This is a genomic window from Methylobacterium sp. PvP105 (genome assembly GCF_017876975.1).
In the GTDB taxonomy this organism is placed as follows: Bacteria; Pseudomonadota; Alphaproteobacteria; order Rhizobiales; family Beijerinckiaceae; genus Methylobacterium; species Methylobacterium radiotolerans.
On record NZ_JAGIPA010000001.1, the window covers coordinates 6640552 to 6655666 of the forward strand.

The window sequence follows — 15115 nt, forward strand, 5'->3', positions numbered from 1 at the left end:
CACCCCCGACGAGGCCCGCCATGGACGCCCAGACCCCGATCGCCGAACCCGCCCTCGCGCCGCCGCGCGGCCTGCCGCCGCTGGAGAACAAGGCCGCCCACCCCGAGGGCGGCCCGGTCCGCTCCGCCCTCGACGAGCTCGCCGCCGCCTTCGCGGCCTTCAAGGAGACGAACGACGCGCGGATCGACCGGATCGAGGGCCGCCTCGGCGTCGACGTGCTCACCGAGGAGAAGCTCGCCCGGATCGACGCGGCCCTCGACGCCGCCCGCACCCGCCTCGACCGCATCGCCCTGGAGCGGGCCCGGCCGCCCCTCGAGCAGCCGGATGCGCGGGGGCCGGGGACCGCGCACGAGCACAAGGCCGCCTTCGACCTCTACGTCCGGGCGGGCGAGAGCGCCGGGCTCAAGCGCCTCGAGGCCAAGGCGCTGTCGGCCGGCTCCGGGCCGGACGGCGGCTACCTCGTCCCCGACACGATCGAGCGGACCGTGCTGACGCGCCTCGGCCAGGTCTCGCCGATCCGGTCGATCGCCAGCGTTCAGGCGATCTCGGGCGCCCAGTACAAGCGCGCCGTCTCGGTCGGCGCGCCGGTCACCGGCTGGGCCGCCGAGACCGCGCCGCGGCCCGAGACCGCCGCGCCGGCCCTGTCGGAGATCGCGTTCCCCGCCATGGAGCTCTACGCGATGCCGGCCGCCACCCAGACGCTCCTCGACGATGCCGTGGTGGATCTCGACGCGTGGCTCTCGGCCGAGGTGGAGACCGCCTTCGCCGAGCAGGAGGGCGTCGCCTTCGTGTCCGGCAACGGCGCGAGCCGCCCGCGGGGCTTCCTGAGCTACGACACGGTCGCCAACGCCGCCTGGGTGCCGGGCAAGATCGGCACGGTCGCCACCGGGGCGGCCGGGGCGTTCCCGTCGGCCAGCCCGGGGGACGTGCTGTTCGACCTGATCTACGGGCTGCGCGCGGCCTACCGGCAGAATGCCGGCTTCGTCATGAACCGGCGCACCCAGAGCGCGATCCGCAAGTTCAAGGACTCGGAGGGCAACTATCTCTGGCAGCCGCCGCTCGCCGCCGGCCGGGCCGCGACGCTGGTCGGCTTCCCGGTCACCGAGGCCGAGGCGATGCCGGATCTCGCCAAGGACAGCCTGTCGGTGGCCTTCGGCGATTTCCGCCGGGGCTACCTCGTGGTCGACCGGACCGGGATGCGGGTGCTGCGCGACCCGTACTCGGCCAAGCCCTACGTGCTGTTCTACACCACCAGGCGCGTCGGCGGCGGGGTGCAGGACTTCGACGCGCTCAAGCTCCTGAAGTTCTCCTGAGCGCCCACGGCAAGGCGGGCCGCGGCGTGGCCGCGGCCCGCGTCGGCGGTCAGCGGCCCGCGTTGCCGTCGCGCAGGGTGCCGGTCGGCTCCTGCACGTGCGCCTCGAGGAACCAGAGGTGCTTGTCGACCGCCCGCGAGATCTCGGTGAACAGGTCGGCGGTGTCGGGATCGCCGGCCTCGTCGGTCTCGTCGATGTTCTGCCGCACCGCGTTGGCGTAGGCGGCGTAGCTGTCGATCAGCGCGGCGATGTGGTCGGCGATGGCGTAGATGCCGGTCGGGTAGGCCGGCAGCTTGGTGCGCTCGGCGACCGCCTGGGTCGAGCCGAAGGCCGTGGCGCCGAGCTGGACCGCGCGCTCCGCGACGCTGTCGTTCAGCTCGTCGAGCTGGGTGCGGAACCCGTCGAGCATCTCGTGGACGCCGATGAATTGGGGGCCCTTGAGGTTCCAGTGGGCCTGCTTGATCGCCAGGGCCAGATCGATGCCGTCCGCGAGCCGCGCGTTGAGCGCCTCGATCGAGACCTTCTTGGCGTTCGAGTCGGTGTTGTTGCGGGTCTTGTGCGTCCGCGGGGTGTTGCTGGTGCCGGTGTCGGCCATGCTCTCGCTCCGTGAGCCGGTAAGGTTCGGATGCGAAAAGTGCCGATCGGCCCCCAGGTTCCCGCAGGCGCGAAGGATCCGCGGGAGGGCGGCGGCTTTGCCGCGGCGGGGCCGGGCCGTTCTAGCGCCGGCGGCCCGGGCGGGCCATCCAGTCGGACCGGTTGCCGCGGGGCGCGGTCTCGCCGACCTGGATGCGCGACAGCTCCGCCGAGCGCGCGGCGATCCAGCCGGCATGCTCGGCGACCGGCGTCACGGCGGTGAAGCCCCCGCAGGCGGTCCGGCGCGCGCCCTGCTGCAGGGCGCCGCTCGACCAGCTCACCACGCCGACGATCCGGTAGCCGCCGGGGCCGCCGGTCAGGATCGGGCCGCCGGAATCGCCCAGGCAGGCGCCGGCGCCCGAGGTCTCCGCCATGCGCCGCCGATCGGTCACGACGGTCACCCGGTTGGCGACCTGGAGCGAGCCGATCGACACGAGGTGGGCGAGCCGCAGGATCCGCGCCGAGTTCCGCCGATTCTCGGCCACCACACCGAAGCCCGCGATGTCCACGGGCTGCCCGTCGGTGATCGAGGCCGCGCCCCGGGGATCGAGGGGCACGAAATCGGTGCCGAGGGGCTGCTCGAGCTTGAGCAGCGCCAGGTCGACGCCGGGCTGGTCCTCGGGGGTCGTCCCGGGCACGAAGTCCGGGTGCATGGAGGCGGTGATCACCGCGGTCCGGTGCTGGCGGAAGTTCCGGTCGACGCTGATCACCGTGTAGCCGGCCGGCCGCATCACGCAGTGGGCCGCGCTGAGCACGAGGTCCGGGGCGATCAGCGTCCCCGAGCAGATCTCGCCCTCGGTGCTCTCGATCCGCACCACGAAGCTGCGCGCCCCGTTCGGGTCCCGCGTCGTCGTGCCGTTGATCACCGCCGCCGCGGGCGTGGGCAGCAGGCCGCCGAGGGCGCCGAGCAGCGACAGGCCCAGGATCCCGCCCCACAGGCCGCCGCGCAGGCTGCGCTCGCGGGGGCCGGCCTTTCGGATCGGGCGAGGGGACATCGGGAACTCCGGGCGCGCGCGGGCGCGGGTGGGGGACGCCGGAGGCGGCGCCGAGACGGCCTAGGGCACGGCACCCTAGAGGAAGCGAGCCTAGAGCAAGGCAATAGCCCGGCCAAGCTGAGGTTCCCTGCGCGCACCGCGCCGCGACGCTACTGCGCCCAGCGCGCCGTCCGGTTCCAGCCGTCGAGCACGCGGTCGATCCAGCCCCGCTGCGGCCCCACCAGGACGCCCTGGGTCAGGCCGCCGCAGGCGCCGCCGATCCAGGCCGACACGGCCAGCACCGCCCCGTCCGGTCCCGCGATCGGGCCGCCGGAATCGCCCTGGCAGGCGCCGCCGCCCGCGCCCTTGAGCCAGACCAGGATGCGGCTCGGCCCGTAGGGCTCGATCACCGGCAGGCCGAGGCTGCGATAGGTGCCGGTGGAGCGCGGGTCGCCGGGCCTGGCCGCGCCGTAGCCCGCCAGGGTCAGGGTCTCGCCCGCCCGCGCCGGGGCGGCGCTCAGGGTCACGGGCGCGAAGCGCGCGGGCAGCGGCGTCGCGGTGCGCAGCAGCGCGAGGTCGACGGAGCGCCGCCGGGCCGCGGCCGCGCCGGCATCGTAGCCCGGATGGAGCGCCTGCGCGGCGACGTCGACGAGCACGGGCGCCCCGGCGGCGTCGCGGAAATGGACGCGGTGCTCCCGCGCGTCGGCGAGGCAGTGGCCGGCGGTCAGCACCGTGTCGGGGGCGAGCACCACGCCGGTGCAGACGCCGCCCCTCGACGACAGGACCATCACGGCCCCGCCGGCCGGCGCCTCGGTGCCGCCGACGATCGCCCGCGCCGGGACGGCCGCGAGAGCCAGGATCGCCGTCAGCATCGCCGCCAGGATCGCCGTCAGGGCCGTCGCCGGCGCGGCGCGGGCCGCGGGGCGGCGCTTCGAGATCGTCATCGGACCACCTGCAGAGAGACGCGCGATGATCCCGTTACGCATCGCCGCCGCCGCCGTCGAGCCGGTGGGCGTGCCCGACCTGCGCGCCTACCTGCGCGTCGACTCCGACGCGGGCGCCGACGAGGACGGCCTGCTCCAGGCCCTGATCGCGGCGGCGCGCGCGAGCCTGGAGGTCGAGACCCGGCGGATCCTGGTCCCGGGGCGGTACCGGATCGCCCTGTCCGCCTGGCCGCCCGACGGGCAGGTGCCGCTGCCCCTGAGCCCGCTGGTCGCGGTCCTCCGCGCCGGCCTCGCGGATCCGTCCGGAGGCGTCACCGACCTCGACGCCGGGCTGGTGCGCCTCGGCCCCGACCCGGACGGGGCGCCGTCCCTGCGGGTCGACCCGTCCGCGCCGGATCCCGCCGGCCGCACCATCCTGATCGAGGTCGCGGCCGGGTACGGCGGCGACGGGCCCCCGCTCCCCGAGCCCCTGCGCCTCGCGGTCCTGCGCCTCGCGGCCGCCCGCTACGAGCATCGCGGCGACGAGCCCGACGCCGCCCGCACCGACACCGCCGCCCTCGCCGCGCCGTTCCGGCGCCTGCGGCTGTGATCCTCGCACCCGGAGCTGCCCCGATGGCGATCTCGCCCCAACGCCCAGCCCTCGGCGCGCGGCGCCGCCGCTTCGTGCTCGAGCGGCCCCTGGAAGAGCCGGACGGGTTCGGGGGCGTGCTGCGCCGCTACGTGGCCGGCCCGGTCCTGTGGGGCGCCATGGCCCCGGCGGGGCTCGCCGACCGCCCGGCCGGCGGCCGCACCGACACGCGGCCCGCCTACCGCGTCACCCTGCGGAGCCGGGCCGCGCTCGACCCGACCATGCGCCTCGCCGCCGGGCCGCGCCGCTTCGCGATCCGCGCCGTCGCCGAGCCCGACGCGCGGGGCCGCGACCTGGTCTGTCACGTCGAGGAACTGCCCGGTGAGGGCCGGTCGTGAGCGATCCGGGCCCGCTCCTGGCGCTCCGCGCCGGCCTGATCGCCCGCTTCGCCGCCGACGCCGCCCTGGCCGCCCTCCTGGGCGGCCGGGTCCGGCTCTACGATGAGCCGCCGCGGGGCACGCTCCCGGTCTACGCGCTGTTCGGCGAGTCCGAGATCACCGACGCGTCCGTCGACGGCGCCGAGCGCCACCGGCACAGCCACGCGATCGCGGTGATCGCTCAGGCAGGCTCGGTGCGCACCGCCCTCGACGCCGCGGCGCGGATGGCGGCGCTGCTCGCGGACGGGGCGACGCCCCTCGTCCTGCCGCTGGCTGGCTGCCGGCTCGTCACCCTCCGGGTGCGGGCCGTCCGCGCCCACCGCGACGCCCGGACCGGCGAGGCGCGGGCGACCCTGACGGTCGAGGCCGTCACCGAGAACCTGTGAGGAGGGTGCCGATGGGCGCGCAGAAGGGCAAGGACCTGCTGATCCGGGCCGGCGACGGCGCGGGCGGCTTCGCGGCGGTGGCGGGCCTGCGCAGCCGCCAGATCACCCTCAACGCCGAGACCGTCGACGTCACCAACGCCGATTCCGCCGGGCGCTGGCGCGAGCTGCTCGCCGGGGCCGGGGTGCGGCGGGCCGCGATCGCCGGCTCCGGCGTGTTCCGCGACCAGGCCTCGGACGCGCGCCTGCGGCTGCTGTTCTTCGAGGGCGCGGTCGAGGCGTTCCAGATCGTGATCCCGGCCTTCGGGATCCTGGAGGGTCCGTTCCAGATCGCGAGCCTGGAGTACCGGGGCGACCATGCCGGCGAGGTCACCTTCGACATGAGCCTCGAATCCGGCGGCGCGCTCGCCTTCGCGGCGGTCTGAGCGCCGTGGCCAACCGGATCCGCGGCGAGGTGCCGCTCACCCTCGGCGGGCGGCGCTACACCCTCTGCCTCACCCTCGGGGCGCTCGCCGAGCTGGAGGCCGCGCTCCAGGCCGGCGACCTCGCGGGCCTCGCCGCGCGCTTCGCGGGCGGGCGCGTCTCGGCCCGCGACCTGATCGCCCTCCTGGGCGTCGCCCTGCGGGGCGGCGGCCACGACCTCGACGACGCGGCGGTGGCGCGGCTGCCGCTGGCGGGCGGGCTCGACGCCGTCTCGGTCGCCCTGGGCGACGTCCTGGCGGCCGCCTTCGGGGAAGCGCCGGGCGGGGAGGCGCCGGGCCCGGCAAACCCTCCCTAGGGCCGGGCGCGGACAAGCCGCCGCGTCCGGCCCCGGACCGCTTCCCCTGGGACGACGCCCTGGCCCTCGGCCTCGGCGCGCTGGGCTGGCGACCCCGCGACTTCTGGTCGGCGACGCCGCGCGAGTTCGCCGCCGCGCTCGGCCGGCGCGCGGGCCCGGAACCTCTGACCCGGGCCGCCTTCGCGCGGCTCCTCGCCGCCCATCCCGACCCACCGTGAGGCGCCGCCATGGCTGAGACCGACGCGCAGACCGACCCGCAGGCCGACGACCGCATCCGGCAGCTCGAGACCCTGGACCGGCTGGCGCAGAGTTTCGGCCGCAGCCTCGACACGGCGCTGACCCGGGGGGCCGCGTCCGGCCGCAGCCTCGACGGCGTGCTCGGCACGATCGGGGCGCGCCTCGCGGGCGTGGCGGCGCGGGCGGCGGCCGGGCCGATCCAGTCGGGCCTCACGGGCCTGGTCGGCGCGATGCTGGGCTCCGGCGCGGAGACGGGCTTCGCCCGGGGCGGCGTGTTCCGGGGCGGCCGCGTCCAGCCCTTCGCCGCCGGGGGCGTCGTGGCCGCCCCGACCTACTTCCCGATGGCGGGCGGTGCCGGCCTCATGGGCGAGGCCGGCCCGGAGGCGATCCTGCCCCTCGGCCGCGGGCCGGACGGGCGCCTCGGCGTCGCCGCGGGCGGCGCCCCGACGCGGCCGGTCTCCGTGACGGTCAACATCGCGACCCCCGATCCGGGGGCCTTCCGCCGCTCGGAGGCGCAGGTGACCGCGAGCCTCGCCCGGGCGGTGGCGCGCGGCCAGCGGGCGACGTGACGGCGGCCGGCACGGCCGCCGCGCGGCCCGTCGCGGGTCACGCGGCCTCGCGCGCCTGCGTCTCCCGCGCCCGGCTGGTGCGGCCGTCGACGCTCACCGGCGCGACGCCCTGGATCGTCACGCGGCGGACCACGCGGGGCGCCTCGCCGTAATCGTCCACCGCCCGGTGGACCGTGGCGCGGTTGTCCCAGATCGCCACGTCGCCCGTCCGCCACGACCAGCGCACGGTGTTTTCGGGCCGGGTCGCGTGGTCGTGGAAGATCGCCAGCAGATGCTGCGAATCCGCGGTGGTCAGGCCCAGGATCCGCTGGATGAAGTGGCCGACGATCAGCGAGCGCTCCCCGGTCTCCGGGTGGACGTGGACCAGCGGGTGCTCGGTCTCGAACACGGTCTTGGTGAACACCTCGTCGTAGCGCCGCCGCCCGGCCTCCGACACGTTCACCCGGCCGCCGACATAGTCGTAGACGTTGGAGTGCAGCGCCCAGAGCTTGTCGGCGAGGTCGCGCAGGGGCTCGGGCAGGTCCGCGTAGGCCGCCGCCGTGTTGGCCCAGAGCGTGTCGCCGCCGTAGGGCGGCAGCGTCACGGCCCGCAGGATCGAGAGCGCCGGGTAGGCCGGCACGAAGGTCACGTCGGTGTGCCAGGAACTCGCCCGCTCGCCCCGGCTGCCGTCGATGTCGAGGACCCCCGCCGTGCCGGCGAGGGAGGGGACGGTCGGATGCGCGACGAGGTCGCCGAGGCGCCGGCCGAAGGCCTCCTGCCCGGCCTCGTCGAGGTCCTGGTCGCGGAAGAACACCACCTTGTGGGTGTTCAGCGCCTGCCGGATCGCCGCGACCGTCCCGTCGTCCAGGTCTCCCGAGAGGGCGAGGCCGCGGATCTCCGCGCCGAGACGGCCGGCGACGCGGCGGATGTCGAGGGCGGGGACAGGCGCGTGGAGGGGCTGGGGGACGGCGCTCATCGAAAGGTTTCCCAGGCAGGGCGGCGACGGGATGCGCGGATCGCGCGATGAACCGAGGTGTTCGGACCGGGAGAACTTCGGACGACCTCCGCTCCGGCACGTCGATCTTCGATCGATCGCTGTCCTTTGTCGATGAACGGAGTTTTTTATTTTCCGGTCTCGCCCGGAAGACTCTTTTCAGCCGGTCCCGTCCGGCGGCGATCACGTTCCCCGACGTCGCGCGGGGGCCGGCCGAGGCGGGGCACCGCGATCGTCCCCGCGAGCGGAGCGACGCGATCCCGCGGCGCCACGGTCACCGATGTCGCGCTGCCCTGGGTCGCTTCGCTGCGCGCGACGACGGTGAGGACCCGGACGACCGGCGCGGCAACAGCGCGACCCCAACCGGAGTGGCCCGCCATGGCCGAAGACTTCCACGAGGTGCTGTTCCCCCTCGACGTGTCCCTGCGCGCCGGCGGGGGGCCGCAGCGGCTCACCGAGATCGTGACCCTGGCCTCGGGCCGGGAGCACCGGAACGGCCGCTGGGCCGATTCCCGCCGCCGCTACGAGGCCGGCTTCGGGATGCGCGGCCTCGACGCCCTGCACGCCGTGCTGGCCTTCTTCGAGGAGCGGCGCGGGCGGCTCTACGGCTTCCGGTTCCGCGACCGGGTCGACAGCCGGTCCGGACCGCCCGGCCGACCGATCGGCCCCCTCGATCAGCCCCTCGGCACCGGCGACGGCGCCACCGCGTCCTTCCCGCTGCTCAAGACCTACGGGTCCGGCTTCGCGCCCTACCGCCGCCGGATCGCCAAGCCGGTGGCGGGCAGCGTCCGGGTCGCGGTGGCGGGCCGGGAGGTGGAGCCCGGTGGCTTCGCCTGCGACCCGACGACCGGTCTCGTGACCTTCGCGGCGGGCCAGGTCCCGCCGCCCGGCACCGCGGTGACGGCGGGCTTCAGCTTCGACGTGCCGGTCCGCTTCGACACCGACGCGCTGACCGTCGACCTGGCCGCCTTCACGGCCGGGGAGATCCCGCGGGTGCCGCTCGTCGAGATCGTGCCCTGAGGAGGCGTGACGCCATGCGCGACATCCCGGAGGCCTTCGCGGCCCACCTCGCCGGCGGCGTGACCACCCTGTGCCGCTGCTGGTCCCTGCGGCGGCGGGACGGGCTCGCCCTCGGCTTCACCGACCACGACCGCGACCTCACCGTCGCGGGCCTCGTCCACGCCGCCCGCACCGGGCTGGAGGCGGCCGAGGCCGGCGCCGAGCTCGGCTTCGCGGTCTCGGGCGGCGACGTCGCCGGGGCGCTCAGCGGCCTCGGCCTCACCGAGGCGGACATCGCCGGCGGCCTCTACGACGGCGCCGCCGTGGAGACCTGGCTGGTCGACTGGACCGAGCCCGAGACCCGGCTCCTCCTCGACGTCGCCACGATCGGCGAGGTGCGCCGCGACGGGGACGCCTTCGTGGCCGAGCTGCGCGGCCTGACGCACCGGCTCGGCGCCGAGCGGGGCCGCACCTACCGGGCGACCTGCGGCGCCGATCTCGGGGACGGGCGCTGCCGCGTCGACCGCGGCGCGTGGACGACCGCCGGCCGGGTGACCGGCGTCCCGGAGCCGGCCACGCTCGCGGCGACGCTCGCCGGACCGTTCGCGGACGGCCTGTTCACCGGCGGGCGGCTGACCTGGACCACGGGCGCCAATGCCGGGCTCGCGGCGGATGTGCGCCTCCAACTCGGGCCGCTGATCGAGCTCTGGACCGCGCCGCCCCGGCCGGTCGATCCCGGCGACGGGTTCAGCCTCACGGCCGGGTGCGACAAGCGCCTCGCCACCTGCCGCGACCGCTTCGCCAACGCGGTCAATTTCCAGGGCTTCCCGCACATGCCCGGCAACGACGCGGTGATGCGGTCGGTCCCGGGCTCGGACCACGTCCTCGACGGCGGGAGCCTGTTCCGATGAGCGCGATGCGGCGGGAGATCGGCCGAGAGATCGGTGTCGCGGCGCTCGGCGAGGCGCGGCTGTGGCTGGGCACCCCCTACCGCCACCAGGCGTCGCTGCGCGGCGTGGGCTGCGACTGCCTGGGCCTGCTGCGCGGGGTCTGGCGCGGGCTCTACGGCGCCGAGCCCGAGGCGCCGCCGCCCTATTCCGGCACCTGGGCGGAATCGGCCGCGCCCGGGACCGACCCCCTGACCGAGGCGGCCGCCCGCCACCTCGTGCCGGTGCCGGATAGGCCCGCGGCCTGCGCGCCGCGGCCGGGCGACGTCCTGCTCTTCGCCTTCCGCCGCCACCTGCCGGCCCGCCACTGCGCCATCGCCACCGGCGACGGCGCGATGATCCACGCCCACGACGGGGCGGCGGTCGCCGAGGTGGCGCTGACCGCGTGGTGGCGGCGGCACGCGACGGGGGTGTTCCGGTTTCCGGAGATGGCCGGACTTGCGGAGGGTCTGGAGCAGGATTCGTCGGTCGTCGCCGATCGACGGCACCACGTGCCGCTGAGCTTCGCGGGCGAGACAGGCTCCGACTTCGAGTCTAGCTTGGGGCGGCCGCGTCAGCAGGCCTGTGAGGAGGGCGCGCAGGCTGCGAGACGGCGCGGCCGATGGATGGTGCCCTGATCCCTCGGGTCGATATGCCGATCTGCCTCAAGTCAATCCTGCTCTGGCTGATCCCTGCGCTGTCTTCGATCGCGGCGCATGCCCAGCCGGTGGATCCCGCGATTCAATGTGGCTCTTCGGACGCTCGAATCGCCAGGAAGCAGGCCGAGCTTCCCGGCGGAATAGTGAGGGCGTTGCCAGGGCGCATGGCGGATCCCGGCGAGCCGTTTCTCAGAACGGATGTCATTGGTCCCGAGCAGGAGCGCCTTCCATGGATGCGTCTCATCTGCGGCTATCCGACGTCGGACGGTTATGTCGTCCGGTGGGAGCGGGGCGGCCGCGGCTACGGTGTCGGTGACACACGCTTCCGGAAAACTCCGACCGGATTCGTCCCGGACTGAGGGGCGGGCCTCGGACGGTTGACGCCTCCGGGACGGCAGGAAGTTCGATCCTTGACCCCGCGCTGCCCGCGTTGCGGTCGCCGCGACGGGCAGGTCAATGCCGCGCAGATGGATCGCTCCGCGCCCCAGATCCGACACGCGGGCTCGCCGAGGTCCCAGGGTCCGCGCGGCTTCAGCTTCTCTGAGCCCCCAGCGGTCGCGGCGATCCTTTACAGGGTTGGCGCGGCGCCACCGAGAGCCCGATGGGTCGGCTCGCCCGATAAAGCCCACCCGAGATCCGCATCAAACTGGCCCGGAGCCCCGTCATGGCGACGCTGATCCTGTCCTCGGCCGGCGCGGCCGCGGGCACCGCCCTCGGCGGCCCGATCGGCGGCCTGGTCGGGCGGGCGCTCGGCTCGGTCGCGGGCGCGGCCCTCGGCGGCGCCCTGTCGGGGTCCGGGCGGCACGCGCGCCTCGTCGAGGGGCCGCGGCTCGCGGACGTCGCCGGGCTCACCTCCACCGAGGGCGATCCGATCCCCCGGGTCTACGGGCGGGCGCGGATCGGCGGCACCCTGATCTGGGCGACCCGTCCGCTGGAGCTCGCCAACACCGCGGTGCAGCGCGCCGCCGCACCCGCCAAGGGCGTGGGCGGCCTGGCGGGCGGCCCGAAGACCGTCACGACCCGCTACAGCTACTTCGCCAACCTCGCGGTCGGCCTGTGCGAGGGCGAGATCGCCTGCGTCCGCCGGATCTGGGCGGACGGCCGGGAGATCGACCAGGCCGGCCTGACCCTGCGGGTCCATACCGGCGGCCCCGGCCAGGAGCCGGACCCGCTGATCGTCGCCAAGGAGGGGGCCGGGGACGCGCCGGCCTATCGCGGCCTCGCCTACGTGGTGTTCGAGAACCTGGCCCTCGCGGCCTTCGGCAACCGCGTCCCGCAATTCGCCTTCGAGGTGATCCGCCCGGTCAACGGCCTGTTCGACCGGGTGCGCGCCGTCGACCTGATCCCCGGCGCCAGCGAGTTCGGCCTCGATCCGGACCGCGTCACCGTCGATCTCGGGCTCGGCCGCACCGAGGCCGCCAACCGGCACCAGCTCCAGCGCGGCACCGACGTCGTCGCCTCGCTCGACGCCCTCCAGGCACTCTGCCCGAACCTGCGCCGGGTCGCCGTGGTGGCGACGTGGTTCGGCACCGACCTGCGGGCGGGATCCTGCCGGGTGGTGCCCAAGGTCGAGGCCGCCGACAAGCGCGCCCGGCCGGAGGATTGGCGGGTCGCCGGGATCACCCGCGACCGGGCCGAGACGGTCTCGACCCTGCCGGACGGCAGCCCCGCCTACGGCGGCACCCCGGCGGATGCGGGCCTGACCCGGCTGGTGGCCGAGCTGGCGCGAAGGGGGCTCGCGGTGTCGCTCTACCCGTTCGTCATGATGGACGTGCCGGCCGGCAACGCGCTGCCCGATCCGCACAGCCCCGGCGCCGCGCAGCCCGCCTATCCCTGGCGCGGCCGCATCACCTGCGATCCGGCTCCCGGCGTTCCGGGGAGCCCGGACGGCACCGCCGCGGCCGACGCGCAGGTCGCGGCCTTCTTCGCGGGCGGCTACCGCGCCGCGGTCCTGCACTACGCCGACCTCGCGGCCGGCTGGGCGGCCTCGGGCGCGCCGCTCGCGGCCTTCGTGATCGGCAGCGAGCTCGTCGGCCTGACCCGGGTGCGCGGCGCGGCCGGCTACCCGGCGGTGCGCGCGCTGCGCGACCTCGCCGCCGCGCTCCGCGACCGCCTCGGCCCGGCGGTCACCCTGGTCTACGGCGCGGACTGGACCGAGTACGGCGCCCATGTCGGCGACGGCGGCGCCACGGTGCGCTTCCCCCTCGACGACCTGTTCGCCGACCCGAATATCGGCGCCGTCGGGATCGACTGGTACCCGCCCGTCTCCGACTGGCGCGACGACCCGGACCACGCCGACCTCGCGGTGACCGGCGACATCGCCGACCGGGCCTATCTGAAGGCCCGGGGCGCGTCCGGCGAGGCCTTCGACTGGTACTACGCCGACGCGTCCGACCGCGCCGCCCAGCGGCGCCGGCCGATCACCGACGGCGCCGCCGGCAAGCCCTGGATCTACCGGGCCAAGGACCTCGTCGCGTGGTGGTCGAGCCCGCACGTGGAGCGCGACGGCGGCGTCGAGACCCGCACCACCGCCTGGGTGCCGGCCGGCAAGCCGATCTGGCTCACCGAGATCGGCGTGCCGGCGGTGGACAAGGGCACCAACGGCCCCAACGTCTTCCCGGACCCGAAATCGTCCGAGAGCGCCTTCCCGCCGGAATCCCGCGCCCTGCGCGACGAGCTGATCCAGCTCCGCGGGCTGGAGGCCGTGATCGCCCGGTTCGACCCGGCCGTGCCGGGCTTCCGGGAGGCCGACAACCCGGTCTCGCCGGTCTACGGCGGCCGCATGGTCGATCCCGACGGGATCTTCGTCTGGGCCTGGGACGCGCGGCCCTTCCCCGCCTTCCCGACGGTGCGGGGCGTGTGGGCCGACGCCGCCAACTGGCGCGTCGGCCACTGGATCACCGGCCGGATCGAGGGCTGCGACCTCGACCTGCTGGTCCTGAAGATCCTCGCGGATTTCGGCTTCGACGCGCCGGTCTCCGTGGAGGCCGCCGCCTATCTCGACGGCTACGTGATCGACCGGCCGCTCACGGCGCGGGGCGCCCTGGAGACCCTGGCGCAGGTCTACGGCCTCGACGTCTCGGCGGTGGCCGGGACCCTGCGGCTGCGCGGTCCCCGCCGCGACCGGCCCGCGGTCCTGGCCGAGGCCGACCTCGTCCGGCTGTCCGAGGACCGGCCGGTCCTGCACCAGGTCCGGGCCGAGGAGAGCGCCCTGCCGCGCTCCGTGGAGCTCGGGATCACCGATTCCGAGAGCCCGGATTACCGCCGCGCCGCGGCCTCGGCCGTGCGGCCCGCCGGCCAGCGGCGGCGCGAGACCCGGATCGAGGCGGCGATCGTCACCCGCCGCGAGACCGGCGACGGCCTCGCCGAGGCGCTGCTCGACCGGCTGATCGCGGCCCGCGACGGCGCGGTGTTCACCGTGAGCCCGCGCCGGGTCGAGCTGGAGCCCGGCGACCTCGTGGCGGTGCCGGCCGACGTGCCCGGCGGCACGGTCCTGCGCCGGATCGACCGGATCGACGACGCGCCCACGGGCCGCCGGATCGAGGCGAGCGGCGTGCCGCCCCGGGCGGGGCCCGGGCGCGGGGTGCCCCGCCCGATGGCCCAGGCGGCGGTGGCGCCGCCCGCCTTCCCGGGACCGCCGCTCGCCCTCGCCCTCGACCTGCCGGTCGACCGCGGCGACCCGGTCACCCTGCAATACTGCGCGGTGGCGGCCGAGCCCTGGCCCGGCGCGGTCGCGATCTGGCGCGCCGCGGGCGACGGGCCGCTCGCCCTGCACCGCGTCGTCGACTACCCGGCCTGCCTCGGGCGCACCCTGTCGGCGCTGCCGGCCGGCCCGCTCTGGCGGATCCAGAGGGGCGTCCACCTCGACGTCGCCCTGCGGCGCGGCGCGGCCCTCGCGTCGATCGGGGAGGGGGCGATGCTCGCTGGGGGCAACCTGTTCGCCCTGCTCGGCGCGGACGGAGCCGTGGAGCTGCTCGGCGCCGCGTCCGCGGTCCTGACCGGGCCCGACACCTACCGGCTGTCCGGCTTCCTGCGCGGGCTCGCGGGCAGCGAGGCGGCGGCGGGGCGCGTCAGCCCGGCGGGGAGCCTGATCGTGCGCCTCGACGACGGCGCCGTGACGCCCCTGGTCGACCGGCTGGACGAGGTCGGCCGCGCGTTCCGCTACCGGATCGGGCCGGCGGACAGCGATCCGGCCGATCCGGCCGTCACTGAGCTCACCGCCGCGGCCGGCCTCGCGGCCCTGACGCCCCTGCGGCCGGTCCACCTGCGCGCGCGGCGCGCGGCGGACGGCGTGCGGCTCTCCTGGATCCGCCGGGCCCGCCGCGACGGCGACGCCTGGGAGCCGGCCGAGATCCCGCTCGACGAGCCGGACGCCTACGCCGTGACGGTGTTCTCCGCCGCCGGCGCGGCCCTGCGCACGCTCCGATCCGCGGCGCAGCACTGTCTCTACGGGGACGAGGCGGCCGATTTCGGCGGGGCCCAGACGCATCTCGACGTGGCCGTGACGCAGATCGGGCCGGTCGCCGGCCCCGGCCCCGCCTGCCGCGCCCGAATCCCCGTCCGTTCGGCCTGACCGCCCGGGAGCTGCCCCATGTCCGACGCCACGCCCCTTCTCGGCCTGCCGCTGATCGCCGCGAGCCAGGCGCAGAAGCACGTCACCCACAACGAGGCGCTCGCCCTCCTCGACGCGCTGGTCCAGCTCGCCTGCCTGGACAAGGACCT

The 15115-nt window shown here is 76.1% G+C and carries 15 protein-coding genes and 3 pseudogenes; 14 read left to right on the forward strand and 4 right to left on the reverse strand.

The window, feature by feature from the left end:
• Positions 1-20 precede the first annotated feature (20 nt).
• The gene (locus tag J3A75_RS32140; protein WP_012321875.1) at positions 21-1313 is read left to right on the forward strand and encodes a phage major capsid protein; all 1293 of its coding nucleotides are present in this window, start codon (positions 21-23) and stop codon (positions 1311-1313) included.
• A 49-nt stretch (positions 1314-1362) separates the two neighbouring features.
• Here J3A75_RS32140 and dps read toward each other — a convergent pair whose 3' ends face one another.
• The 3 genes from dps to J3A75_RS32155 form a co-directional block, all read right to left on the reverse strand.
• Positions 1363-1908: a DNA starvation/stationary phase protection protein Dps gene (dps, locus tag J3A75_RS32145; RefSeq protein ID WP_012321876.1), complete on the reverse strand. Its 546-nt coding sequence runs from the start codon at positions 1906-1908 to the stop codon at positions 1363-1365.
• Between the two features lie 121 nt (positions 1909-2029).
• Complete coding sequence (locus tag J3A75_RS32150) at positions 2030-2941, reverse strand: S1 family peptidase (protein WP_012321877.1); 912 nt, start codon at positions 2939-2941, stop codon at positions 2030-2032.
• Positions 2942-3090: 149 nt separating this feature from the next.
• Positions 3091-3864, reverse strand: a complete 774-nt coding sequence (locus tag J3A75_RS32155) for a S1 family peptidase (RefSeq protein WP_024828359.1) — start codon at positions 3862-3864, stop codon at positions 3091-3093.
• 25 nt (positions 3865-3889) lie between these two features.
• On the opposite strand from J3A75_RS32155, the gene J3A75_RS32160 reads away from it, so the two are divergent.
• The 7 genes and pseudogenes from J3A75_RS32160 (at position 3890) to J3A75_RS32190 (ending at position 6836) form a co-directional block, all read left to right on the forward strand.
• The gene (locus J3A75_RS32160; RefSeq protein WP_029361546.1) at positions 3890-4453 is read left to right on the forward strand and encodes a phiE125 gp8 family protein; all 564 of its coding nucleotides are present in this window, start codon (positions 3890-3892) and stop codon (positions 4451-4453) included.
• 23 nt (positions 4454-4476) lie between these two features.
• On the forward strand, positions 4477-4830 hold the full coding sequence (locus J3A75_RS32165) for a head-tail adaptor protein (protein WP_012321880.1): 354 nt from the start codon (positions 4477-4479) through the stop codon (positions 4828-4830).
• Entirely contained in the window at positions 4827-5255 is a 429-nt protein-coding gene (locus J3A75_RS32170; RefSeq protein ID WP_012321881.1) for a DUF3168 domain-containing protein, read from the forward strand. The genes J3A75_RS32165 and J3A75_RS32170 overlap by 4 nt, the downstream gene beginning before the upstream one ends.
• 11 nt (positions 5256-5266) lie before the next feature.
• A complete protein-coding gene (locus tag J3A75_RS32175) occupies positions 5267-5677 on the forward strand; it encodes a phage major tail protein, TP901-1 family (RefSeq protein WP_012321882.1) in 411 nt (136 codons plus the stop codon).
• Between the two features lie 5 nt (positions 5678-5682).
• Complete coding sequence (locus J3A75_RS32180) at positions 5683-6030, forward strand: gene transfer agent family protein (RefSeq protein WP_053622351.1); 348 nt, start codon at positions 5683-5685, stop codon at positions 6028-6030.
• 53 nt (positions 6031-6083) lie between these two features.
• Positions 6084-6248 (forward strand): annotated as a pseudogene (locus J3A75_RS32185) (phage tail assembly chaperone); the annotation flags it as partial.
• Positions 6249-6257: 9 nt separating this feature from the next.
• Positions 6258-6836, forward strand: a complete 579-nt coding sequence (locus tag J3A75_RS32190) for a phage tail tape measure protein (RefSeq protein ID WP_071000406.1) — start codon at positions 6258-6260, stop codon at positions 6834-6836.
• A 37-nt stretch (positions 6837-6873) separates the two neighbouring features.
• On the opposite strand, the gene J3A75_RS32195 is transcribed toward J3A75_RS32190, so the two are convergent.
• Positions 6874-7791, reverse strand: coding sequence for a TauD/TfdA dioxygenase family protein (locus tag J3A75_RS32195; protein ID WP_053622349.1), 918 nt, complete (start codon positions 7789-7791; stop codon positions 6874-6876).
• 396 nt (positions 7792-8187) lie between these two features.
• Here J3A75_RS32195 and J3A75_RS32200 point away from each other — a divergent pair, with 396 nt between their 5' ends.
• The 6 genes and pseudogenes from J3A75_RS32200 to J3A75_RS36770 all read left to right on the forward strand — a co-directional run.
• Entirely contained in the window at positions 8188-8829 is a 642-nt protein-coding gene (locus tag J3A75_RS32200; RefSeq protein WP_059409911.1) for a DUF2460 domain-containing protein, read from the forward strand.
• Positions 8830-8843: 14 nt separating this feature from the next.
• Complete coding sequence (locus tag J3A75_RS32205; RefSeq protein ID WP_012321887.1) at positions 8844-9719, forward strand: DUF2163 domain-containing protein; 876 nt, start codon at positions 8844-8846, stop codon at positions 9717-9719.
• Positions 9716-10183, forward strand: a pseudogene (locus J3A75_RS32210) (NlpC/P60 family protein); the annotation flags it as partial. The gene J3A75_RS32205 and the pseudogene J3A75_RS32210, both read left to right, overlap by 4 nt.
• Positions 10184-10356: 173 nt before the next feature.
• Positions 10357-10752, forward strand: a complete 396-nt coding sequence (locus J3A75_RS32215) for a hypothetical protein (protein WP_071000407.1) — start codon at positions 10357-10359, stop codon at positions 10750-10752.
• Positions 10753-11057: 305 nt separating this feature from the next.
• Entirely contained in the window at positions 11058-14966 is a 3909-nt protein-coding gene (locus tag J3A75_RS32220) for a glycoside hydrolase/phage tail family protein (RefSeq protein ID WP_071000408.1), read from the forward strand.
• 18 nt (positions 14967-14984) lie between these two features.
• Positions 14985-15115: pseudogene (locus J3A75_RS36770) on the forward strand (DUF2793 domain-containing protein); the annotation flags it as partial.

Bases quoted from the DNA above. Each gene is read 5' to 3' on its own strand.
- J3A75_RS32140 (WP_012321875.1), top strand. From the start codon at position 21: ATGGACGCCCAGACCCCGATCGCCGAACCCGCCCTCGCGCCGCCGCGC.
- dps (WP_012321876.1), bottom strand. From the start codon at position 1,908: ATGGCCGACACCGGCACCAGCAACACCCCGCGGACGCACAAGACCCGC.
- J3A75_RS32150 (WP_012321877.1), bottom strand. From the start codon at position 2,941: ATGTCCCCTCGCCCGATCCGAAAGGCCGGCCCCCGCGAGCGCAGCCTG.
- J3A75_RS32155 (WP_024828359.1), bottom strand. From the start codon at position 3,864: ATGACGATCTCGAAGCGCCGCCCCGCGGCCCGCGCCGCGCCGGCGACG.
- J3A75_RS32160 (WP_029361546.1), top strand. From the start codon at position 3,890: ATGATCCCGTTACGCATCGCCGCCGCCGCCGTCGAGCCGGTGGGCGTG.
- J3A75_RS32165 (WP_012321880.1), top strand. From the start codon at position 4,477: ATGGCGATCTCGCCCCAACGCCCAGCCCTCGGCGCGCGGCGCCGCCGC.
- J3A75_RS32175 (WP_012321882.1), top strand. From the start codon at position 5,267: ATGGGCGCGCAGAAGGGCAAGGACCTGCTGATCCGGGCCGGCGACGGC.
- J3A75_RS32190 (WP_071000406.1), top strand. From the start codon at position 6,258: ATGGCTGAGACCGACGCGCAGACCGACCCGCAGGCCGACGACCGCATC.
- J3A75_RS32195 (WP_053622349.1), bottom strand. From the start codon at position 7,791: ATGAGCGCCGTCCCCCAGCCCCTCCACGCGCCTGTCCCCGCCCTCGAC.
- J3A75_RS32200 (WP_059409911.1), top strand. From the start codon at position 8,188: ATGGCCGAAGACTTCCACGAGGTGCTGTTCCCCCTCGACGTGTCCCTG.
- J3A75_RS32205 (WP_012321887.1), top strand. From the start codon at position 8,844: ATGCGCGACATCCCGGAGGCCTTCGCGGCCCACCTCGCCGGCGGCGTG.
- J3A75_RS32215 (WP_071000407.1), top strand. From the start codon at position 10,357: ATGGATGGTGCCCTGATCCCTCGGGTCGATATGCCGATCTGCCTCAAG.
- J3A75_RS32220 (WP_071000408.1), top strand. From the start codon at position 11,058: ATGGCGACGCTGATCCTGTCCTCGGCCGGCGCGGCCGCGGGCACCGCC.